The sequence below is a fragment of the Paenibacillus sp. PSB04 genome (assembly GCF_025809195.1).
Taxonomy (GTDB): domain Bacteria; phylum Bacillota; class Bacilli; order Paenibacillales; family Paenibacillaceae; genus Paenibacillus_AQ; species Paenibacillus_AQ favisporus.
This window is the reverse complement of sequence record NZ_CP081301.1, coordinates 757,501-780,998: the sequence shown is the minus strand read 5'-3', so window position 1 is coordinate 780,998 and position 23,498 is coordinate 757,501. Positions and strand designations below refer to the sequence as shown.

Sequence of the window (23,498 nt, the reverse complement as noted above, 5' to 3'; positions counted from 1 at the left end):
TATGGAACATAATCTACAGTTTCTGAACCGAGAAACAGCAGACCAATATCAAAAAATGATGGACCATAACTTTATATGGCCAGGTTGGGAGCCTTCTGTTGAAAAGATCGACGATGGAATAATAGTTCCGGCTGAAGCGTTTTATGATGAGGTTGGTAATTATAGATATCGTGGTGGCGTTTTGAACGCAGAGGGGGAATTCGTGGAGTCGTCTGGGTTATATAAAGGTTTAGATTATAGAAAAGAACTCCTTTCGATGGCTGAGTGTCCTGATGTGAACCTTGATAATTGCGTCTATATAGACGAGGAAGTTGTATACTACGGTCTTTTTATTTATCATTGGGGTCATTTCTTGTTTGAGTCGACAAATAGGCTGTGGTATTATCTGCGGGAAAATTGCAAAGCCAGTGGGGTCCGACTTGCTGGCATCTATCTCAATAAAAAGCCGGATGGTAATTTTCGGCTTTTTCATGATTTAGTTGGAATAGAGCAAGATGATCTTCTTTTTTTGGATCGTCCGACCAGATTTAAACGTATAATTGTACCTAAAGCTTCCTGCATATTAGGGAGCACAAATAATTTTTACTATTCTAAAGAGTTTCTTATCCCATTTGATAAGATAATAGATTCAGTTCCAGCGAACCCAAGCAGAAAAGTGTATCTGACTCGTACTAACCTGCAAGAGAGTAATACCATCGGTGAGAAAAAAATAGAGGATAATTTCCGTAGAAATGGGTTTGACATTGTTGCCCCAGAAAATGAGTCGTTATTAACTATGGTTTCTTTATTGAAGGAAGCAGACGTTGTTGCTGGACTGAGTGGCTCTAATACCCATAACCTGCTGTTTTCTGGCTCTAAGTGCAAGGCCATCATCCTCAACCGAATGCAGGATACAAATTATCCTCAAGAGATGGTGCATCAATCTAGAAATATTCAGGCAGTTTATATTGATGTTTATTCGACTTTTATGCCGGTTACTCATGGTAATGGGCCATTTCTAGTATCTGTCAATGACCACTTATTCAACTACCAGATCAATGTAAGGATGCTTCCCTACCACTATTCGACGTATCTTTCATATGATAGTATTATCAAATTTCTACACAAATGGAGCATTATATATCACAAAACTCCATCCGCAGCCAATATATTGAATTTGTACTTTAATAATATAAAGGACATAATTGAGAAAGCTTATTTGTTTTTCTTGAAAAATGAACAAGGTGTTAAACAAAAGAAATTGAGTAAAAAGATCAGTCTTTTTCTTTGGCTTCATAGGCTTGGGCTCAAAAAGATATATGAGGTTGTTAACACGGATAAAAGTAGTTTGTCTGATTTGAATATTATTAGGTATTCTTATTATTTTAATGAACGTTGGTATCGAAAAAAATATATGGTGAAAATAAATGATAGCGAACCTGCTGCGCACTATTTGAATTTCGGATTTAGAGAAGGCAACGATCCGTCTCCAAGGTTTTCTACACGTGGCTATTTTCGCTTATATCCGGATATTCAAGAAGCAGGAATTAACCCTCTGTGGCATTACGAGAAGCATGGAAAATTTGAAGGTCGTCAGGTTGTTCAGAGTTCAAATAAATCTTAAAAAGGGATGGATAGAGTGGCAACGTTGAACCTAGATTATTCAACTGGTAAAGACCAGTATGTTGACAATGAGGAAGACATACTTTTAGCTCATTACAGCGGAGAGGCATTGATTGAACACCCACGAGACAGTCTATTTTATTTAACTACAAAAGAGCGAGAAAACATATTAGCTTGGTATTCATTTCAAGACAAAGACGTTCTGGAAATTGGTTCGGGATGTGGATGCATTACGGGTACTCTGTGTGATTCTAGTAAAAGAGTCGTTTCTGTTGATCAGTCACAAAAGCGTGCCCGAATTACTTTTGAAAGACACAAAGAAAGGGAGAATTTAGAGGTATACGCTGGGAATGTTGCAGACATTCCTTTTGAGCAAAAATTTGATTATGTTGTATTGATAGGCGTATTAGAATATGCAAGGCGTTTTTTTTCGGAATACCCGGAAGACGTCTTTTTCTTGAAAATGATTCGAAAATTGCTAAAGCCCGAGGGCGTTTTACTGATTGCAATTGAGAACCGTTACGGAATAAAGTATTTTGCAGGAGCAAACGAAGATCATTTGGGAGAGCCATACGTATCTCTGGGGGGGTATTCCAATAGAGATGTCAGAACTTATGGCAAGCAGGAACTGGAGGAATTGCTGGACAATTGTGGGTTTCCCAAGACGAAGTTTTATTATCCTTTTCCGGATTATAAATTGCCATCAATAATCTATTCGGATGAACAACCACCTTCCTACGGCGAAGCTGCGATGCTGCCTATTTATACTTATGGGAATGCTGTCAACTTTTCAATCCAGGAAACAATGGCTGGAATTGTGAAAAACGGACAGTTTGGTTTCTTTTCAAACAGCTTTTTGGTAGAGGCCGGAACGGACCAAAGTCAGTTTTCAGATATTTCATTTGCTAAATTTCAGCCAAAGAGAACTGAAGACTATCAAATCATATCGGTTAAAAAGAACAAAAAAACTATTGTTAAGAGACCGAGAAGTGCAGGAGCGAAAGCACACTTAGATAATTATCAAAAAATTCACGAGAAGTTGGGGCAATCTGGGTTTAATATATGCAAAGTTCTTAAATCTCCGACAGAAGACGAATGGTGCGCAGAATTTATCGAAGGAAAATCAATCTCCGAATTAGTCGATCTAGCTGGGGAGAAAAATGGAAAAGCGGGAATAAGAGTTGAAATTCAAAAATTTTTGGAATTTTTATACAAAAATAGCGATATTGTGATGTTGGATCATCCAGTCCTTGACGAACTAAAGGAACTGTATGTGGAACCTACTTATGTTTTAAAATATGGCCTAATGGATCTTAATGCAAGTAACATTATTTATCATAGTGATATTGGATACACGCTCATTGATCAAGAATGGGAAGAGTCCAGACAGATTCCAACAGATTATGCTGTATTGAACTCTTTAGGATATTTATACTCAACCTGCTCCACTGTGAAAAACTATTACTCATTGATGAGTCTTTTGGAAGATTTCGGGTTATCGCATGAAAAAGTATCTGTATTGGAGAAAATTTCGGATATTTATTTGAAAGAGCCAAATCCAGTATTGGACAAGGAAAAATGTTTGGTATTTGAACAACTGAGCCAATATGATATTATTCAAAATTCGCGAGTTGATTGGGAGGTGAAATACACCGCTCTTTCCTCACATACAAAAAAAGTGGAAGACGAATTACATCATCAAAATGAGCAAGTTGGATTTTTAAGTGAGCATTATAACAGAGTTGTGACGCAAATCAAGCAAATGGATGACCAACTGCGGGAGAGGAATGAAGAAGTTGCTGAATTGAGTAAACATTACAATATTGTAGTAGATCGTATTAGGCAACTGGAGAAACAACTTGAAGAACGAAACCAACAATTGACAGATTTAAGTACAAACTACAACCGGGTTGTTAAGTTAGTAAATGATTTAGAAAAGCATAAGGATTAAGGAGTGTCTGATATTCAATGGAGGAAATGTATGCTTAAAAGATTGAAGGAGATTAATCAATATAGAGGGACCATTAATGGCCTTGTCAAAAGAGATTTAAGAGGACGATATAAGGGATCTGTCTTAGGTTTTTTTTGGAATTTGGTTGTTCCGTTGTGTCAGATATTAGTTTACATTTTGGTATTTTCCCAGGTAATTCGGTATGATGTGCCAAATTACTATTTATTCTTGGTTGTAGCGATGATGCCTTGGCTTACTTTCACAGAATGTTTGCAGCAGGGAACTGGGTCTATTGTTGGACAATCGAGCCTTGTTAGTAAAATTTACTTTCCCAATGAAATTCTCCCGATTTCTACGGTGATCGCCAGATTTATCAATTTATTGCTGACACTTGTCATGGTATTTGCTTTGATTTTTATCGGTGGACAAGGAGTCAATCCGGAGGCTTTGTTGTATCTCCCTCTAGTTATTCTGATTGAATTTATTATGGCATTGGGAATAACAATTATTTTGTCTGCTATTACAGTGTATTTTCGTGATGTGCAGTTTATTGTTCAGATGGTACTAATGGCGGGGGTATGGGTAACGCCAGTTTTGTTCGAGCCGCAAATGGTAAAAGGTTTCTTGGCCTCTATTATGGATATAAATCCCCTCACCCCTGTTATTACGGCGTTCCGTGATATTCTCTACTATAAGGAGATCCCCGATATGCCAAGTTTATGGATGACGGCTGGTTTTGCGATAATCCAATTAATTTTAGCTTTGTTTGTTTTCTGGAAGCTTGAGTCTGGTTTTGCGGAAGAGATATAATTCAGGAGGCTAACGATGTCTGAAGATGTAGTAATTGAGATTAAAAATGTGAAAAAGTCCTTTAAGATATTTGCGGATAAGAGCCAAACGCTGAAAGGGCTACTTTCAAATATCAAGCGGGCCAAATATGAGAAAAGAGAGGTTATTAAAGGGATCAGCTTTCAAGTAAGAAAAGGTGAAGTTATTGGGCTTATCGGAAAAAACGGCTGTGGCAAAAGTACGACATTAAAAATGCTCTCCAAGCTCCTGAAGCCCAGTGACGGGGAAATAACAATAAAGGGAAGGGTTTCCAGCTTGATCGAACTAGGTGCAGGCTTTCACCCGGATATGACTGGTCGAGAAAATATATATATTAATGCTTCTATTTTTGGCTTTTCAAAAAAAGAAATTGACGCCAAAGTAGATGAAATTATTACTTTTTCCGAGTTAGAGAATTATATTGATGCACCTGTAAGAACATATTCTTCAGGCATGTATATGCGTCTTGCTTTTTCCGTTGCAACAAATATTGACCCGGAAATTCTCCTTATAGACGAGATCTTAGGTGTGGGAGACGCCTCATTTCAAACTAAGTGCTTTAACCGGATCAAGGCTATGAAGGAAGCCGGGGTTACAATTGTAATCGTGTCCCATACCACTAGCCAAATTGAAAATTTATGCAATAGAGCGATCTGGATTGATAATGGACTCATCAAGGAAGATGGTCCGCCACGCATTGTTTGCCCTCGTTATTTGGAGGATATGGAGAATGCAAGGATACTACGAGCTGAAATGGAATATCGAACGCTTATAGATAACAGCCTTGATATTGAGCAAGCGAAGTTAGAAAATAGAAATCTAACCTGTCGTGATATTGCCTCACAGTACGATCCTGATGCCCGTAGAAGCGGCAATGGTGAAGTGGAAATTTCTTTTATTGAGGTAGTTGATAATTGGGGAGAAGCAAAGCAGGTGTTCGATAAGGGCGAGCCGTTTACTGTTAATATGTCTTACCGAAGTGTTAATGGTGGTACACCGATCAGTGTCACTGTTGGTTTGGTCCGAGATGATGGTGTTCCATGCTATGAGGTATCCACAGAAAGTGACTCAAAGATGAAGTTTCAAGCGAGAAAAGAAGGACAGATTCAGTTTCGCTTCTTGAATAACAACTTGGTAAACGGAAAATATTTCCTTAATGTTTATGTCTATGGGAACAATGAGGTAGAGTATGACATTATCAGAAGAATAATTGCTATATCTGTAAAGGGAAAAGAGATGAATGAATCAGGTGTTGTTAGTATGCGTCACGTTTGGGATGTTGATGGAATGATCATAGAGAAGTAATGGAGACGGCTATGGGCAAATATGTTGATTTGTATGTATCCAAGGAACACTTGCAAGCTTACAGGGCAAATGAGGCCCGAGACTACTTGAGAAAGACACCTCTAACTGTTAAAGAGGTGAAGGGCGGTATTATTTTACCGGCTAAGGGAGATTCATCAACTACTTGGGGACTTGGAGGAGTGCTTGATGATGACGGTCAGTTCGTAAAAGAATCGCAAACCAGGGATGGACATCTCTTTGGTGGCTTTTACGAGTATGAAAAGAATTCTGTGCAACAATGCGATGAGACGGTTGTATTTATGGGACCATTTGTAAGCCATTGGGGGCATTTTATCTGTGACCAGATTTCAAGGTTGTGGTATGTCCTCCCAGATGTGAAAAAGTACCGAATTGCGTATTGCGGTTGGAACTGGGGAAACGAGCAGACTAGTCTGCATGGGAATTTTCTGGAATTTATGCATTTGCTGGGTATTAGTGACGAGCAGTTGATTGATGTAAAGACGCCGACGCAGTTTCGCTCAGTTATCGTACCTGAATTCTCGTATATCGAAAGGAACTACTATACTGAAGAATTCAAAGATATCTATCGTACTGTTATCTCGAATGTTAACGTATCAGGCATTGAGTCATATTCACATATTTACTTTACTAGAGGGGAATTTCCCGATGCGTTAAACAAAGAACGTGGGGAAAAAGATATCCAAGCTTTGTTTGCTGCGAATGGATACAAAGTTATTTCTCCTGAGAAACTGACACTAAGCGAACAGATTTATTATATGAGAAATTGTGACTGTATGGCGGCTATATCAGGTAGTATTACACATAACCTGTTGTTTGCAAAAGAAGGACAGAAGGTAATTGTGCTTAATAAAATGGAGGTGATGAATGGCTACCAGATGGTGATTGATAATATTATGGATGTCAATATTTCATGTGTCGATGTCTATGTAAAGATATTCCCTGTCTGTTTCGGCCTTGGGCCATTTTTGATAGGCATTAACAATAATCTGAAGAAGTTTGCAAAGGACAAAGGCATGAGGATTCCCCCGAATTTGTTATTTAATTTTTTATCCGTAATCAAAAGATATATTTGGTATATCACAAAATTTACTCGGATATATGCTAAAAAACATAACAGAAGTATGTTACTTTCTCAGCAGAGATCGGTTAGGGAACTAAAAAAACAATTTTAATAAGCTAGGTTGTATAGTTCTAAAAGTTTTTTCTGAATATTTTATACCCAGATTGCGAACTTATTGAAGGGCATTGAAAGAGAAACCACTTTGATTGAACCTTGGTTTAGCTAATGTTCTTCTTTATTAAATAATCCGAATCTTTATTGTGTGAAAATTGAAAAGGAGGAATTACTTAAATGAAAGGTATCATTCTAGCGGGAGGTACGGGCTCCCGTCTTTATCCGCTCACGAAAGTTACGAATAAGCACTTACTGCCGGTTGGCAAGTACCCAATGATTTTTCACTCGGTGGCAAAGCTAAAAGAATCGGACATCACTGATATCCTGATCGTCACCGGAAAGGACCATATGGGTGATGTAGTTAATCTTCTTGGAAGCGGGCGAGAAATGGGGGTTTCGTTCACTTATAAAGTTCAAGATGAAGCTGGGGGAATCGCTCAAGCCCTTGGTCTTGCCGAACACTTTGTTGGTGAAGATCAAATGGTTGTAATTTTGGGTGATAACGTATTTGCTGATAATATTTCTTCTTACGTAGCGAACTTTAAAGGCCAACAAATTGGCGCGAAAATTCTTATACAAGAAGTAAGTGATCCCAAAAGGTTCGGTGTGCCAGAAATCGAAGGTGAACGTATTGTATCAATTGAGGAAAAACCTCAAAATCCAAAGTCTAATTATGCTGTGACCGGGATATATATGTTTGATCATAAGGTGTTTGAGATTGTTAAAACATTAAAACCATCAGCTCGGGGCGAATTGGAAATTACGGACGTTAATAATGCATATATTGATAGAGGCGAGCTTACCTTTGATGTATTAGAGGGTTGGTGGACGGACGCTGGTACGCATGCTTCGCTGGCTCGGGCGAATGAGTTGGCTCAGGAAATCATTTTTGGTGAAGAATTCGGAATGCTCAAGTTATAAAGGAGGTTTCGGAATGATGAAAATAACTCCTCTAAAAGTAGAAGGGGCCTTATTACTAGAACCTGTGGTACACGGGGATCACCGGGGTTTTTTTATGGAAAGTTATAATGAGAACCTTATGCAGCAAATAGGGGTAAACTACGTGTATGTACAGGATAATCATTCCCTATCCGCTGAGCCTGGCATTCTAAGAGGATTGCATTATCAATTAGCCCCCAAAGCTCAGACCAAACTGGTTAGAGTCTTAACTGGAGCGATTTTCGATGTTATTTTGGATCTTCGAAAAGGTTCCCCTACTTTTGGTCAATGGGTTGGAGTCATCCTTAGTGAATATAACAAACGTCAGTTACTTGTCCCAAAGGGTTTTGCTCATGGTTTTTGTACACTCGTACCGAACACCCAAGTGCTGTACAAAGTGGACGAATATTATTCCCCCGAAAATGACCGGGGCATATTATGGAATGATCCGGCATTGGGAATTGACTGGCCGACATCCAAGCCGATTCTATCGGACAAAGACCAGCGCCATCCGCTGTTGAAGGATGCGGAATTGAATTTTGACTAGGAGGCCGCTTTTTACATGAAACTTCTCGTTACCGGCGGAGCCGGATTTATTGGCAGTAATTTTGTTTTATATATGCTTCAGCAGCACCCGGAGTATAAGATCATTAATGTGGACTCGCTAACGTATGCGGGCAATTTGGAAAACCTGAAATCGATCGAAAATCATCCAAACTATACCTTCTCTAAAACTGATATTACCGATGCCAAAGCGATTGACGACTTGTTCCAGCAAGGTATTGACGTGGTAGTAAACTTTGCTGCCGAATCGCATGTGGACCGCAGTATCTTGGATCCGGAAGTATTCGTAAAATCAAATGTTTTGGGGACGCAGGTACTTTTAGACGCAGCCAAAAAATACGGCGTGACGAAGTACGTTCAAGTATCTACGGACGAGGTGTACGGTACATTAGGGGAAACTGGCCTATTTACGGAGGAAACGCCTCTGACCCCGAACAGTCCATATTCCGCGAGCAAAGCAGGCGGGGATCTTCTTGTGCGTGCCTACCACGAGACTTTTGGTCTACCGGTGAACATCACCCGCTGCTCTAATAACTATGGACCGTATCAATTTCCGGAAAAACTGATTCCGCTGATGATATCCCGCGCTTTGAACGACCAGGCATTACCGATTTACGGAGACGGGCTTAACATTCGAGATTGGCTGTATGTAGAAGATCATTGCAGCGCCATTGACCTGGTTATTCATAAGGGCCGTATCGGCGAGGTATACAACATTGGAGGCAACAACGAGCGGACGAACCTCCACATTGTAAAAACTATTTTGGCGGAGCTGAATAAATCGGAATCGCTGATTACCTATGTACAGGATCGTCCTGGGCATGACCGCCGTTACGGCATTGACCCGACCAAGATTACGCAGGAGCTTGGTTGGAAACCAAAGCATAATTTCGAAACAGGTATTAAAGAGACGATTCAGTGGTATCTGAACAACAAGGAATGGTGGACTCGCATTCAATCTGGTGAGTACCAAGACTATTACGCTAAGCAATACGGCCAACGGTTAGGCGATTCTGTATGAGAGTCTTAGTGACCGGAGCCTCAGGACAGCTAGGGAAGGATGTAGTGGCTCTTTTTCAACAAAAAGGGCATGAAGTCATGGGGTGCAGCCGCTCCGAGTTGGACATTACGAATTTGGAGCAATGCCAACAAATTATTAACGAATTCCAGCCGGATTCAATCATCCACTGTGCAGCTTATACTGCGGTGGATGCCGCCGAGACGGATGTTGACGAAGCCTACAGAGCAAACGCAGTCGGTACAAGAAATGTGGCAGTTGCAGCCGAAAAAGCTGGCGCTAAGATGGTTTACATCAGTACGGACTATGTTTTTAACGGACGTTCCGAGGTCCCTTATCAGGAATACGACAATACGGATCCGAAAAGTGTGTATGGCAAATCAAAAAGAGCCGGTGAGGTTCTTACACAAAGCCTATCGTCCCGGTATTTCATTGTCCGCACATCCTGGGTTTACGGGCTGCATGGAAATAATTTTGTGAAAACAATGCTTCGCTTGGGTCAGGAGAAACCCCAGCTGCAAGTCGTTCATGACCAAAAGGGTTCCCCTACCTACACGGCTGATCTCGCTCGTTTTCTGGAGGAATTGGTCCAGACCGAAAAATACGGCGTCTACCATGCCTCGAACAGCGGAGACTGCACATGGTTTGAATTTACACAGGCTATTTTCGAAGAAGCTAAAGAGCTTGGGTTTATGATAAAAGCACAAGTTGAGTCATGTACCACAGAGCAATTTCCGCGTCCTGCTCCAAGGCCGGCTAATTCCGTTATGGATCACTTGTCGATCCGCACGAATGGGCTAACGGATTTTAGACCATGGCGCGAAGGGCTAGTTGATTTTTTGAAGCAGATCAAAGGATAACGCTTCCCTAGTCCATGATAATCTCTCACCCTTACCATAGGATGAGAGATTATTTGCTATAATGGAATCAAAATGATGATGGGGACAGGATACAACCTATGAATACACGAGTAAGCGTACATATTGTGACTTTTAATAGCAGTGAAGATATCATTCCATGCCTGGAAGCCGTTCAAGCTCAAACCTATCCTATTGAACAAATTGTTGTTGTTGATAATCACTCTGCCGACAGTACATTGAATAAAATCTATTCCTTTCAAAATAGTAATGAAGTGAAGCTTACAATTATAGCAAATCAAGAAAATCTCGGTTTTGCTCCCGGCCATAATCAGGCCATTGAGACAACCGACAGTGATTACATCTTAGTCCTTAATCCGGATGTGACACTGGATCCAAGATATGTAGAAATACTCATCAGCTATCTTGAGAGCCATCCTGAAGTGGGGAGTGCTACTGGTAAACTGCTTCTTAAGTCGAACCCTGAGATTGTGGATAGCACGGGACTTATCATGAACAAGGTGTATAGAGCGTTTGATCGTGGGGCAGGGGATCCCTCATCTGATTGGAACCAGTCCGGTGAGGTTTTTGGCGTTTCCGGTGCAGCAGCCATCTATTCTAGAAGGATGATTCGGGATATCAGCATATACGGGGAGTTTTTTGACGGAGACTTTTTTGCTTATAAAGAGGATGTAGATGTTGCCTGGAGGGCACAGATCTTGGGATGGAAATCGTACTTCCATGCCGAAGCTATTGGGTATCACGCCCGAGGATGGAAGAAGGGGACCCGTCAACAGCAGCCGTTGTTTATTCGAAAAGCATCCTATATTAACCGATATAAAATGATGTATAAGAACGGTGGGCGTTCCCTCTGGTTTCGAAACCTGGTACATGTCTTGCCTTATGAAATTGCCAGCAACGGGTATGTTCTATTGAGTGAAACTAGCGTACTGGGAGCTTGGGGATCTTTTATGAAGCAGTTTGGAAATTTGAAACGTAAAAAAGATGCCATTAGAGCAAAAATGAACTCAAGATAAGCTATCTATTTCTCTATACTTCCTATTTCATCCCTACCTACCATCTTCTTATGCTATAATGTCGATAGATAGGTTGAATTTGGGTATATTGTCGTTATTTTAATATATTTTCATAACTATGGTTGTCAGGATGTGCTTCAAATTGGATTTAAGCATTCTTATTGTGAATTACAATACATGCCAGCTGACGGTGGACTGTCTTCGTTCGGTGTATGCCTCGGGGACGGACTATACCTATGAGGTCATCGTTATCGATAACAACTCTTCCGACGATTCGGTCGAGACCATTCGAGCCGAGTTTCCTCAAGTGAAAGTCATCGCGAATAAGGATAATACCGGATTTGCCAAGGCTAATAATCAGGGGATGGAAGCGGCTAAGGGACGTTACATTTTACTGCTTAACTCGGATACGGTCATCCAAAAGGATACGTTACAAACCATGATCGCTTTTATGGACGAACATCCCAAGGCAGGGGCATCCGGCTGCAAAATTATACTGCCTGACGGATCCCTAGACAAAGCCTGCAAGCGCGGATTTCCGACGCCGTCGGCGTCGTTTTATTATGCCTTCGGATTTTCCAAGCTGTTTCCGGATAATCCACGGTTCAACCAATACCAGTTGGGGCACTTGGATCCAGATCAGGCCTACCCGGTGGATTGTTTGGTCGGGGCCTTTATGCTTGTGCGGCGTGAGGTGCTGGAGGAGGTCGGAGGACTCGACGAAACGTTCTTTATGTACGGCGAGGATATTGACTGGTGCTACCGCATTAAACAGGCGGGGTGGGACATTCATTACTATCCCAAAACCACGATTGTTCACTATAAAGGCGGAAGTGCCCGCAGAAGGCCATATAAGATTATTTACGAGTTCCATCGGGCGATGATCGTGTTTCACCGAAAGCATTATCGCAAACAATACAATGTTTTGACGAATTCCCTCATATATATGGGGGTAGGGCTTAAATTTGCCATGGCTCTGATGAAGAGCTGGCTAGTTCGTCCCAAATCGGCACCGAGCACTCGAGAAACTAATGTGGAGGTGGGCATGTGATTCGGAAAAATCAGGAGTTCCTGACTCAGATGTATGCATTGACGGACTTTGCCTTCATCCAGTTTTCGTTCTTGCTGGTTTGGTGGATCCGTTTTCGGAGTGGCTGGATACCGTACAGCGGACCGCTGCCGATCGAAACCTATGCGATGTGGAGCTTTATTTATGGAGGCATCGCCATCGTAGCCGGCATGATGATTGCTCTATATTCGCCTAAGCGAAAAAAGCGGTTTGCCGATGAATTCATAAAAATTGTTCAGGTGCACTGCATCAGCATTTTTGTGCTCCTTAGCTTAATGTTCTTTGTGAAAGAAGTGAACATCTCCCGTTCGTATTTGGCCATGTATATGGTTACGCTGGTGATGTTTATCCTGGTATACCGTTACATTCTTAAATCGTCTCTGAAGTATATCCGGCAGAAAGGCTACAACCGGCAGTTTGTATTGATCGTTGGAGCGGGGTCGCTTGGCAAAAGATTTTATAATAATCTTCGGCAGTACCCAGAGCTTGGTTATGAAGTGATCGGTTTCCTGGACGATTACCGGGAGTGGGACAGTATAGAGGAACGGCGTTACAAGCCTATTATGGGTACCGTAGATGACCTTTCAGCTGTTCTGGAAAGAGAACTGATCGACGAGGTCGTTCTAGCCTTACCACTAGACGCGCACTTCAAATACGCGAAAATTATTGCTTTGTGTGAAAAAGCGGGTGTGCGTACGCTCATTATTCCTGACTTTTTCGACTATCTGCCAGCCAGACCTTACTTTGATAACTTTGCTGGTATGCCGACAATTAACGTCCGTGATATTCCGCTGGACATGGCGGCAAATCGGCTGTTCAAAAGGCTGTTCGATATTGCGTTTTCCCTGTTTGCCATTATCTTGACGTCACCGCTTTTGCTATTGATTTGGATCGGTGTCAAGATCACTTCTCCGGGCCCTGTTATTTTCAAGCAGGAAAGGGTTGGTTTGAATCGTCGTACTTTTATGATGTATAAGTTCCGTTCAATGAAGGTAATGCCACCGGGTACGGTGGATACGGGCTGGACGACGGAAAATGATCCGCGGCGGACTAAGTTTGGTTCGTTTCTCCGGAAGACCAGCTTGGACGAATTACCGCAATTTTTCAACGTGCTGCTGGGGCATATGAGCGTCGTCGGCCCAAGACCGGAGCGCCCTTATTTCGTAGAACAATTCCGAGAGGAAGTTCCGAAGTATATGGTGAAACACCATGTACGCCCCGGCATTACTGGCTGGGCTCAGAGCAACGGCCTGCGCGGAGACACTTCCATTGAGGAACGGATTAACCACGATATTTTCTACATCGAAAACTGGTCTCTTCTCTTTGATATTAAAATCATTTTCAAAACGATACGAAACGGCTTTGTTAATAAAAACGCATATTAGTAATCAAGAACTGATTTAATGAAGCGGCGTCCATGACGTCGCTTTTTCTTATCCAATAGGTTAACTCCCATCTTTCCCCACCCCCTCATCGTTTGACACCCCTCCCGTCCGGGTAATCTCTACTAACGAATCTCTTTCTTCGGCTCCCAACGAATCAGACACGCTCCCCTCACGCTTACGCTGGTGAAAAGGATGTGATATCGATGAGGAAATGGGTGGCATTGCTGGCGCTGGTTGTAGCGGCCGGCCTGATGATGTGGGTTCCCCAGGGAAGCTCCAAGGACATCAACAACAATTTTACCGATTATCGGGTCATCTCCCACGCGATGGGCGGGATCCGCGAGCATGCGTACACGAATTCCTATGAGGCGTTTATTGCCAACTACGAAAAAGGAAACCGTGTATTCGAGGTGGATCTGCTACTGACGGCGGACGGCCATTTGGTGGCCAGGCACGAATGGACGCAGTACATGACCGAGCTGCTGGGGCAAAAGGGTGAGCTTCCGAAGGACAAGCAGTCGGGAAGACTGACCTACAGCGACTTCAAGAACAGCAAAATCCTCGGCACATACGAGCCGCTGGATTGGTCGGATATTTTGGACCTGATGGAGCATTATCCCGATATTTATATCGTGACAGATACGAAGGAGCAGGAGCCGGCGGATATGCAAAAAGAGCTGGAGATCCTCGTAAATACGGCAAAAAAACGCGATCCCGCGCTGCTGGGGAGGGTCGTGCCGCAAATTTACGATCAGCCGATGCTGGACATGGTGAACGGTATCTATGAGTTTCCGTCTATTATATACACGTTGTATGCGACCAAGGATACGGATCAGGAAGTCATCGATTTTGCTGCCAGCCATTCGATTGAGGCGGTCACGATCCCGGAATCCCGGGCGAAGCCAGACTTTCTGGCCAAGCTGAAAAAAGCGGGCATCACGGCTTATGTGAATACGATTAACGATCCTTCCGAAATTGGCAGGCTGCAGCGAATGGGGGTTACGGGCGTGTATTCCGACTTTGTAACGGAACAAGAGCTCGGTGATACCCGCTGGCTGGTTGCGCTCGGGTGGTAATTGCATCCATATTGTTCACCTGATGAATCGTTTATGACTTGAAAGATATGCTTCTCTACCCGGAGCATATCTTCTTTTTTGTGTACGGCGGATTGGCGAAAAAATGTTCGCATTTTATGCGAACACAAATTGACACTCACCCGGTGCTGACATAGACTAGATTTATGAAGATTTGTCGTGGAGGAATGCCGTTTGATGCAAATGATTATGCCATGGAGGCATGTGTTTAAGCTTGACCCGGATAAGGAGATCTCCGATGAGGCGCTGGATGCGGTGTGCATGTCCGGTACGGACGCCGTCATGGTGGGCGGGTCCAGCGGGGTAACGTTTGATAACACCGTGGAGCTGATGTCCCGTATTAGGCGATATGAGGTCCCCTGCGTGCTGGAGGTGTCCGACTTGGAGGCGATCGTACCGGGTTTTGATCTGTATATGATCCCCATGGTGCTCAATGCTTCGGATTCGGCATGGCTCGTTGGCCATCATCAGCGGGCGGTAGAGGAATATGGATACATGATCCCGTGGGAGCTGCTCGTTCCCGAAGGATATATCGTCCTGAACGCTGATTCCACGGTTGCCCGCTTGACGAGTGCGCAGACAGAGCTGGATGCGGCCGGAGCAGCGGCGTATGCCCAGGTTGCGGACAAGTTAATGTCTCTGCCGGTTGTCTATGTGGAGTACAGCGGGACGTTCGGGGACATGGAGACCGTGCGTCACATTCACCGCTCGCTGAACGGGGCCAAGCTGTTCTATGGCGGAGGCATCAAGGATGCCGATTCGGCCCGTCAGGCTGCTGACGTCTGCGACACCATCGTCGTCGGCAACGCCGTTTACGAAGATTTGAAGCAGGCGCTGCTGACGGTTAAGGCTGTTAAGGAATAAAAGTAAGTGGATTTAAACTGTTGTCGGTACTACCTCTAATCCCCAAATGCATATAACCGCTAACCGGTATAATAGATGCTGGCCGTTGGGCCACACTGCATACCGCTTTTATGATGTCCTATCATATTTGTGAATTTCTATAGCAGGAAGGAGCATGCACGCATGCAACCTATTGATATACAACAGGCAATACAACGACTGAACCCGCAGCAGCGCCAAGCCGTGGAAGCCACGGACGGCCCGCTGCTCATCATGGCCGGCGCGGGCAGCGGCAAGACCCGGGTGCTCACGCACCGGATCGCTTACCTGATCGCAACCCGCAAAGCTCCGCCTTGGGGCATTCTGGCCATTACGTTTACCAACAAAGCCGCACGCGAGATGCAGGACCGGGTAGCCAAGCTGGTCGGCAATGAGGGACGGGATATTTGGGTGTCCACGTTCCACTCGATGTGCGTCCGCATTTTGCGGAGAGATATTGAACGCATCGGATTCACCTCGAACTTTTCCATTCTGGACTCCACAGACCAGCTGTCCGTTATCCGAAACTGCATGAAGGATCTGAACCTCGACACGAAGAAATTCGAGCCGAAAGCGATCCAGTCCGTCATCAGCACGGCGAAGAACGAACTGGTGACGCCGGCGCAGTATGAACAGAAGGCGGGAGACTATTTCGAAGGCCTGGTCGCCAAGGTATACACGATGTACCAGAAGCGGCTCAAGGCCAACAACTCGCTGGACTTTGACGATTTGATCATGGCTACGATTCAGCTGTTTAAGGAAGTGCCGGAAGTGCTGGATTTTTATCAGAAAAAGTTCCAGTACATTCATGTCGACGAGTACCAGGATACGAACCGGGCGCAGTACATGCTGTGCCGGATGCTGGCCGACAGCCATCACCGGATTTGCGTTGTGGGCGACAGCGACCAGTCTATTTACCGCTGGCGCGGCGCGGACATCAGCAACATTTTGAATTTTGAAGAGGACTATCCGGAAGCGCGCACCATTCTGCTCGAACAGAACTACCGCTCCACCGCGACGATTCTGAACGCAGCGAACGAGGTCATTGGACAGAACACCGGCCGCAAACCGAAGAAGCTGTGGACCGATAAAGGCGAAGGCGCGAAGATTAAAGTGTACCGGGCGGACTCGGAGCATGACGAAGGGTATTTCGTCACCTCGGAAATCAGCAAGAACGTAAATCAGGGCAAGTCGTACCAGGATCATGCCATCCTGTACCGGACGAACGCCCAGTCCCGGGTCATCGAGGAAATTTTGATCAAGTCGGACATTCCGTACCAAATCGTCGGCGGCATTAAGTTCTACGACCGCAAAGAGATTAAGGATATGCTGGCCTATCTGCGCCTGCTCTCCAATCCGGATGACGATATCAGCTTGACGCGGATCATTAACGTTCCCAAACGGAGTATCGGCGATACGACGGTGGCGAAGCTTGCAGCCGCGGCGACGGAGCGGGGAGTGTCCATCTTCCGCGTCCTGGAGTTCGTTGACGATCTCGGCTTTGCCGGACGGACCCGCAATGCCCTGGTGGAGTTTTACGATATGATTTCGGCTCTTTACCAGATGGTGGAGTATCTGTCCGTCACTGAGCTGACCGAGAAAATGCTGGAGATGACCCAGTATCGAATCGACCTGCAGCGCGAGAATACGATCGAATCCCGGTCCCGCCTGGAAAATATCGACGAGTTCCTGTCTGTTACGATGGAATTTGAGAAGAATAATGAAGATAAGTCGCTGGTGGCGTTTCTGACCGATTTGGCGCTCATCGCCGACATCGACAGTATGAACGACAGCGAGGAGGACCGCGCGGATGCAGTTGTCCTGATGACGATGCACAGCGCCAAGGGGCTGGAGTTCCCGGTGGTGTTTATCATCGGCATGGAAGAAGGCGTATTCCCGCACAGCCGGGCCTTCCAAGATAATGAGGAGCTGGAGGAGGAGCGCCGGCTGGCTTACGTCGGGATTACCCGCGCGGAGCAGCAGCTGTTCCTATCCTGCGCGCAGATGCGCACCTTGTTCGGCCGGACGACGGCGAACCCGCCTTCCCGCTTCCTGGATGAGATCCCGGAAGAGCTGAAGGAAGATACGGTCGTTGCCCGTGACCGCTACCGCCGCGGAGGCAATATTGGCGGTTCTTATGGCGGCAGAGGTTTTGGCAGCGGCGGAAGCAACTTCGGCAGAAGTGCTGCCCCATCTTCGCAGAGCGGTTCGATGGCCACTTCGGTTGGACGGGAGAGCCGGGTGACGGTGACTACCTCCACTCCGGCCAAAATGGCAGCGGCGAGCAGTACCTCGGACCTCACCGCCCTGAAGGCGGGAGACAAGGTCTCCCACGGCAAATGGGGCATCGGGACGGTCGTTTCGGTGAAAGGCAGCGGCAACGATACGGAGCTGCAGATCGCTTTTCCAGCGCCGGTTGGCGTGAAACGCCTTTTGGCCGGGTTTGCGCCGATCACCAAAGTGGAAAATTAAAATTATGAATCTATAGACGGAGGGATGACCCTGCATGGATCCGAAGTTGACCATGGAGCAGCTCGTAGCCGAGCTGAATAAGCACAATTATCAATACTACACGCTGGATGCGCCTGTCATTAGCGATAAAGAGTACGACGCTTTGTACGACCAGCTCGTTGCATTGGAGAAGGAGACCGGCATGACGCTGCCGGATTCTCCGACACAGCGTGTAGGGGGAGAGCTGCTCAAAGGATTTGTCCAGCATCGTCATCTGGCTCCGCTGTGGAGCCTGGATAAGGCCCAAAATATCGAACAGCTTGGCAGCTGGAACGCAAGGGCTGTAAGGCTGGTTCAAGACTTTAACAAGAAGAACCCGGATAACCCTCTGCCCGAGCTGAGCTATGCGGTGGAGCTGAAGTTTGACGGGCTCACGCTCAATTTGACCTATACCAACGGAAGATTGGTTCAGGCGGCTACGCGTGGAAACGGCGTGGTCGGCGAAGGCATCCTTCCGCAGATCAAGACGATTAAGTCTGTGCCTTTGAGCATTCCATATAAGGACGGAACGATCGAGGTGCAGGGCGAAGGGATTATGAACCTCTCTGTCCTTGAGGAGTACAACAAGACGGCGGCAGAGCCGCTCAAGAACGCCCGGAACGGGGCGGCGGGAGCGCTGCGCAACCTGAATCCGAAGGTTACGGCCGAGCGCCGGTTGAATGCCTATTTCTACAACGTGGGCTATTCGGATAACATCCGGTTCGACAGCCATAAGGAAATGATGGATTTTCTGCGGGAAAATCATTTTAAAGTCAATCCGTACATCACGTATTTCGATAACTTCGACGATGTGATGGAGCAGCTGGCCGAAATTCAGGAGCGCCGTTCCAGCCTGGACTATCTCATTGACGGAGCCGTTATCAAAATCGTCGACATGCGCACGCGCGAGGCGCTCGGGTATACGGACAAATTCCCTCGCTGGGCGGTAGCCTACAAATTCGAGGCAGAAGAGACGACAACCGTGCTGGAGTCCGTCAGCTGGAACGTAGGCCGTACCGGTAAAGTAACTCCGCTCGCCCGGGTAGAAGCGGTGGAGCTGGCAGGCGTTACCGTTCAGAACTGTACGCTGAACAACGTGGGGGACATCGAGCGCAAAAACCTGAAATATGCGCTGGGTACGCGCGTGTTTATCCGCCGTTCCAACGACGTCATTCCGGAGATTTTGGGTAAGGTGACCGAAGAGAACGACGGCGGTGAAATCATTTATCCGGAGCATTGCCCGGCGTGCGGCTTCCCGCTGGAAATGCGCGGCGCCCATCTGTTCTGCAACAACAAGCTGAACTGCAGGCCGCAAATCATCGGGCGGATTACGCATTTCGCCTCCCGTGACGCGATGGATATCGAGACGTTCAGCGATAAGACAGCCGGACAGCTGTACGACGAACTGAACGTGCGCGAAGCGGCGGAGCTGTATGAGCTGACGTTTGAGCAGCTGGTGAAGCTGGATCGTTTTGGCGAGAAAAAGGCGATGAATCTGCTAGAGGCGATTGAAAAAAGCAAGGGCAGAGATCTCGCTTCCTTCCTGTACGCATTGGGTATTCCCAACACCGGCAAATCCACGGCCAAAATGCTGGCGGACCATTACCGGGATCTCCATGCTGTGATGAAAGCCGACATAGAGGAGTTAATCGCTCTTCCGGATGTCGGCGGCATTGTCGCCGAGAGCATCGTGAACTTCTTTGCCGATCCGTTTGTGGTGGCGGGCATCGAGAAAATGCTTTCCCTCGGCGTGCAGGCGAAGGCGCCTGAGGCACCTCAGGCGGTTAAAACCGACTCCTTCTTTAGTGGGAAAACGGTCGTATTGACCGGCACGCTGCACCAAATGACACGCGACGAGGCGTCGGCGCAGCTGGAGGCGCTGGGAGCGAAAGTGACGGGCAGCGTCTCGGCCAAGACGGACCTGCTCATTGCCGGAGAGAAGGCCGGCAGCAAGCTGGCCAAAGCGAAGCAGCTCGGCATCCAGGTGATCGAGGATGAGGACGAGTTCATCCGTCTATTGAACGAAGAAGCGAACTAGTTATTGAACGTGACCAACAAAGTCCTGGCTCATTAAAAAATGGGTCCAGGGCTTTTTCTCATGCGGATGTTGCTGTTTGGACCGTGGATGACAAGAACTTATCTGGTATCCGAATGGCAGGAGTATCCCCTAATAAAGGAGTGGACGGTGGAATGTACCAGACGGACTTTGCCGCCCTTTTTTTCAGTGGCTAGAAAAAAGCTCCCGCATGAGTGGGCTCTCTGCATGAAGCCGGATTTCTGCTTGCGGTGGAATTTTAAGGGAATGTTAAGGATTTCGCGGGTGTTTGTTAAGAATTGTCTGGTATCCTTTTGCGCATAGGTGGGTGAATTTTCTGCTTTGCTGAGAGGAGGCCTGAGTTTTGAGGAAATGGTTAACGGTTCGGGCTGCTTATCTGTATACAGTGACGGGCAGCGCTTTATTAAGCGGTATCGTTCTCTTTTTGACATACCGTGTCTTTGTGTGGTCATATGGACATGTTTCGCCCGATTCATTTTTTGCCAGGCTGGCCCGTGGTTTGGTGAACTATATTGGTAGAACGCCGATAGCCGCCGTTGTTTTTTTGATCGTGTTTGCCGGTTTGTTCATGCTTCGCTCGCAAAAACTTGCGGATGATATGAAACAGATCGTGAGAGCGGCGGAGGAGCTGGCGGATCGAGGATCCTTCCGTGAACTGAACGTTGTCTCCGGTGGTGAGTTGAAGGCATTGGCAAGCCACTTACAAGGCATTCGTAGATGGATGACAACATCTTCAGCCGATCCAATATCCACACCGCCCATCCAAAATGAAACGACCCCGCTTTTGGACAACGAAGAGGTGATGGCAGTCATTTTGCGAATCAAATCTCTGCTCCGCACATTGGAGGCTGCGGACTTGGACAGTCAGCGGCCGCCAGATTTCGATATGGAATCCGTGAAGCGGGAAGCGCAAGGATTGGAGAGGCTTCTGGAAAGCCTGATGACGGCGTCATGAACATCCTGCAGGCAAAGGTTTGGCATAAGGTGATGAGGGGGTTCTACCTCTCATTCGATATAGCGGTCATCGGTGCGGTGATCGTACTGGCGGGTCTGGTTTATGTACATACGTACGGAGGTATCGTCGTGGGGCGTCATCCCGAGAAACTGGTATTGCCGGAGTCGAGCATCCTGGTGGCCTCGGATGGGACCAAGCTTCGAACAATACCACTGCCGGAGTCGGGCTACAGGGCCAAGGCGCACCTGGAAGATATGCCTGATTTGCTGCTGGACACTTTTTTAGCGGTGGAGGACCGGAGTTTTTATGGGCATCATGGGCTGGATTACAAAGGGATTGCGCGTGCGGTATACACCAACTCCATCCATATGCAGATTTCGGAAGGTGGCAGCACCATTACACAGCAGCTGGCACGAAATCTGTATCTGAACCGGGATCAAACGCTGCTGCGCAAGCTGAACGAGGCTTCTATTGCTTTGTCGCTAGAGAAACGCTTGTCCAAGCATGACATTTTGGAATTATATTTGAATGAGATTTACATGGGGGATGGGCAATTCGGCATCAAATCTGCGGCGGAGCACTATTTCGGAGTGACGGATCTAAAAAAGCTCAGTGTGGCGCAAATCGCCTCCTTGGCTGCCATTCCGAAGGGACCGTCCATTTATAATCCGTTACATAAGGGCGACCTGCCCATACAACGGCGCAACGTAGTGCTTGGCATTATGAAGCGTCAAGGTCTGATTACCCGTCATGACATGATCTCTGCTATGAATACGAAATATCAGCCGCCGGCGAAGGTGAATCCTCCTGTGCTGGGGGCCTCTTATATGGATGCTGCTCTCAAGGAAGCCGCGCTCCGAACAGGCAAAACGTTGGAAGAGTTGAAGACGGGTGGGTATATCATCGTAACGGGAATGAATATGGCTGCACAGGCTGCGCTGGAAGATACGTTTGCCAACCCGGATTTCTTTCCGCCGGACGGCAAGGATCAGCAGGTTGAAGCAGCGATGGTGATTATGGATCATCGGACGGGAGAGGTTGTGGCGCTGACCGGAGGCAGGCATCCGGCTGCAGGCAGCTTGAACCGGGCTGTGGTTGATGCCAGGCAGCCGGGTTCTGCCTTTAAGCCGATTATCGCTTACGGCCCGGCCCTTGAGAGCGGTAAATTTTCGCCGGACAGCATGCTTCAGGATCGCAAGATAGCTTACGGGAGCTACAGCCCTCAGAATTTGGGCGGAACCTATCAGGGGCAAATGACCATGAGGCAAGCGCTGCAGCAGTCTGTAAATGCTCCGGCCGTATGGCTGCTGCAGCAGGTAGGGATTACAAAGGCGATACAATTCGCGGCGAAGCTGGGCATTTCGCTTACCTCTGAGGATGCTAATCTGTCCATTGCGCTTGGCGGCGTTCATTCCGGCGTCTCTCCCTTGAAAATGGCGCAGGCGTACAGCGTGTTTGCCAGCGGAGGGATTTATCGTGATGCGCATCTCGTACGGCAGGTTACGGATTCAAAAGGTCGGGTGCTGTATGCCTACCGTCCGGATGAGCGCCAAGTCATCTCGCACTCGACGGCGGAAAATATGACGAGCATGCTGCGCGGTGTCGTGAACGAGGGCACAGGGCTGAAAGCGAGGATGAACCGGCCAGTAGCGGGCAAAACCGGCACGACGCAGCTTGGCCTGCCCGGCGTCAGCAGCAAGGGAAACCGCGATCTTTGGTTCGTCGGCTATACGCCGGAATGGACCGGGGCTGTATGGATGGGGTTTGACAGAACGGATGCGGATCATTACATGACCGCAGGCAGCGGGAAGGCCGCCGCCTTGTTTTCAGCGGTCATGAGGAGGGGGCTTGAGCGTTGATTGAAGGGCTGCAAGGAGCGAGTTATGTCCTTTTGGCGTTCGGAAGCCAGGCATTTTTATCGTAACCCCGCTCTTCCCAATAGCCGACATGGTCGCCTTGAATCAATTCAATCCGGTTTAACCATTTGACGGACTTATAAGTATACATTTGGGGAACGATCAGCCGTACCGGACCGCCGAGATCGCTTGGAATGGGCTTGCCGTCGTGCAGAACGGCTACCATAATGTCATCCATGCGAGCCTGCTCCATCGTTATAGAGTCCGTGTAGACCCCATCGCCCGAATAAAACTTCACAGTTTGTGCCGCTGGCTGAACCCCGGCTTCATCCAACAATTTTTTAAGGGGGATGCCTTCCCAAGTGTTATGGTACACCGACCAGCCGGTGACGCAGTGAAAATCGCTGACCTGGAC

General features: G+C 46.7%; 19 protein-coding genes (1 of these 19 running past the window's edge). 18 read left to right on the top strand and 1 reads right to left on the bottom strand.

The window, feature by feature from the left end; translation table 11 throughout:
* Window position 1: 1 nt before the first annotated feature.
* From K2F33_RS04125 to K2F33_RS04040, 18 genes are all read left to right on the top strand, one after another.
* Window positions 2–1,603 (top strand): glycosyltransferase family 61 protein, encoded by a 1,602-nt coding sequence (locus K2F33_RS04125; RefSeq protein ID WP_263881047.1) that lies wholly within the window; start codon window positions 2–4, stop codon window positions 1,601–1,603.
* A 15-nt stretch (window positions 1,604–1,618) separates the two neighbouring features.
* Window positions 1,619–3,553, top strand: coding sequence for a methyltransferase domain-containing protein (locus tag K2F33_RS04120; RefSeq protein WP_263881046.1), 1,935 nt, complete (start codon window positions 1,619–1,621; stop codon window positions 3,551–3,553).
* 30 nt (window positions 3,554–3,583) lie between these two features.
* The gene (locus K2F33_RS04115; protein ID WP_263881045.1) at window positions 3,584–4,363 is read left to right on the top strand and encodes an ABC transporter permease; all 780 of its coding nucleotides are present in this window, start codon (window positions 3,584–3,586) and stop codon (window positions 4,361–4,363) included.
* Window positions 4,364–4,378: 15 nt separating this feature from the next.
* Window positions 4,379–5,686 carry an ABC transporter ATP-binding protein gene (locus tag K2F33_RS04110; RefSeq protein WP_263881044.1) on the top strand — a complete coding sequence of 436 codons (1,308 nt, stop codon included), beginning with the start codon at window positions 4,379–4,381 and terminating at the stop codon, window positions 5,684–5,686.
* A gap of 11 nt (window positions 5,687–5,697) precedes the next feature.
* Window positions 5,698–6,879: a glycosyltransferase family 61 protein gene (locus K2F33_RS04105; protein WP_263881043.1), complete on the top strand. Its 1,182-nt coding sequence runs from the start codon at window positions 5,698–5,700 to the stop codon at window positions 6,877–6,879.
* 179 nt (window positions 6,880–7,058) lie between these two features.
* Window positions 7,059–7,802, top strand: coding sequence for a sugar phosphate nucleotidyltransferase (locus K2F33_RS04100; RefSeq protein ID WP_263881042.1), 744 nt, complete (start codon window positions 7,059–7,061; stop codon window positions 7,800–7,802).
* A 16-nt stretch (window positions 7,803–7,818) separates the two neighbouring features.
* Window positions 7,819–8,367, top strand: a complete 549-nt coding sequence (gene rfbC, locus K2F33_RS04095) for a dTDP-4-dehydrorhamnose 3,5-epimerase (RefSeq protein ID WP_263882285.1) — start codon at window positions 7,819–7,821, stop codon at window positions 8,365–8,367.
* A gap of 15 nt (window positions 8,368–8,382) precedes the next feature.
* Window positions 8,383–9,405, top strand: coding sequence for a dTDP-glucose 4,6-dehydratase (gene rfbB, locus K2F33_RS04090; RefSeq protein WP_263881041.1), 1,023 nt, complete (start codon window positions 8,383–8,385; stop codon window positions 9,403–9,405).
* Window positions 9,402–10,262, top strand: a complete 861-nt coding sequence (rfbD, locus tag K2F33_RS04085) for a dTDP-4-dehydrorhamnose reductase (protein ID WP_263881040.1) — start codon at window positions 9,402–9,404, stop codon at window positions 10,260–10,262. The genes rfbB and rfbD overlap by 4 nt, the downstream gene beginning before the upstream one ends.
* A gap of 89 nt (window positions 10,263–10,351) precedes the next feature.
* Window positions 10,352–11,296 (top strand): glycosyltransferase family 2 protein, encoded by a 945-nt coding sequence (locus K2F33_RS04080; protein ID WP_412973994.1) that lies wholly within the window; start codon window positions 10,352–10,354, stop codon window positions 11,294–11,296.
* A gap of 142 nt (window positions 11,297–11,438) precedes the next feature.
* Window positions 11,439–12,347 (top strand): glycosyltransferase family 2 protein, encoded by a 909-nt coding sequence (locus tag K2F33_RS04075; RefSeq protein ID WP_263881038.1) that lies wholly within the window; start codon window positions 11,439–11,441, stop codon window positions 12,345–12,347.
* Window positions 12,344–13,750 carry an undecaprenyl-phosphate glucose phosphotransferase gene (locus tag K2F33_RS04070; protein ID WP_263881037.1) on the top strand — a complete coding sequence of 469 codons (1,407 nt, stop codon included), beginning with the start codon at window positions 12,344–12,346 and terminating at the stop codon, window positions 13,748–13,750. The genes K2F33_RS04075 and K2F33_RS04070 overlap by 4 nt, the downstream gene beginning before the upstream one ends.
* 203 nt (window positions 13,751–13,953) lie before the next feature.
* On the top strand, window positions 13,954–14,826 hold the full coding sequence (locus K2F33_RS04065; protein ID WP_263881036.1) for a phosphatidylinositol-specific phospholipase C/glycerophosphodiester phosphodiesterase family protein: 873 nt from the start codon (window positions 13,954–13,956) through the stop codon (window positions 14,824–14,826).
* Between the two features lie 195 nt (window positions 14,827–15,021).
* On the top strand, window positions 15,022–15,708 hold the full coding sequence (locus K2F33_RS04060) for a heptaprenylglyceryl phosphate synthase (RefSeq protein ID WP_263882284.1): 687 nt from the start codon (window positions 15,022–15,024) through the stop codon (window positions 15,706–15,708).
* 162 nt (window positions 15,709–15,870) lie between these two features.
* Window positions 15,871–18,198, top strand: a complete 2,328-nt coding sequence (pcrA, locus tag K2F33_RS04055) for a DNA helicase PcrA (RefSeq protein ID WP_263881035.1) — start codon at window positions 15,871–15,873, stop codon at window positions 18,196–18,198.
* A 34-nt stretch (window positions 18,199–18,232) separates the two neighbouring features.
* Window positions 18,233–20,254, top strand: a complete 2,022-nt coding sequence (ligA, locus tag K2F33_RS04050; protein WP_263881034.1) for an NAD-dependent DNA ligase LigA — start codon at window positions 18,233–18,235, stop codon at window positions 20,252–20,254.
* A 361-nt stretch (window positions 20,255–20,615) separates the two neighbouring features.
* The gene (locus tag K2F33_RS04045) at window positions 20,616–21,227 is read left to right on the top strand and encodes a hypothetical protein (RefSeq protein WP_263881033.1); all 612 of its coding nucleotides are present in this window, start codon (window positions 20,616–20,618) and stop codon (window positions 21,225–21,227) included.
* Window positions 21,224–23,086 (top strand): transglycosylase domain-containing protein, encoded by a 1,863-nt coding sequence (locus K2F33_RS04040; RefSeq protein WP_263881032.1) that lies wholly within the window; start codon window positions 21,224–21,226, stop codon window positions 23,084–23,086. The genes K2F33_RS04045 and K2F33_RS04040 overlap by 4 nt, the downstream gene beginning before the upstream one ends.
* 22 nt (window positions 23,087–23,108) lie before the next feature.
* Here the strand turns inward: K2F33_RS04040 and K2F33_RS04035 are convergent, their stop codons facing one another.
* Window positions 23,109–23,498, bottom strand: the final stretch of a protein-coding gene (locus tag K2F33_RS04035) for a molybdopterin-dependent oxidoreductase (protein ID WP_263881031.1). Its footprint extends 858 nt past the window's final position; 390 of the gene's 1,248 nt are visible here — the last part of the coding sequence; its start codon lies off the right edge, out of view; the stop codon is at window positions 23,109–23,111.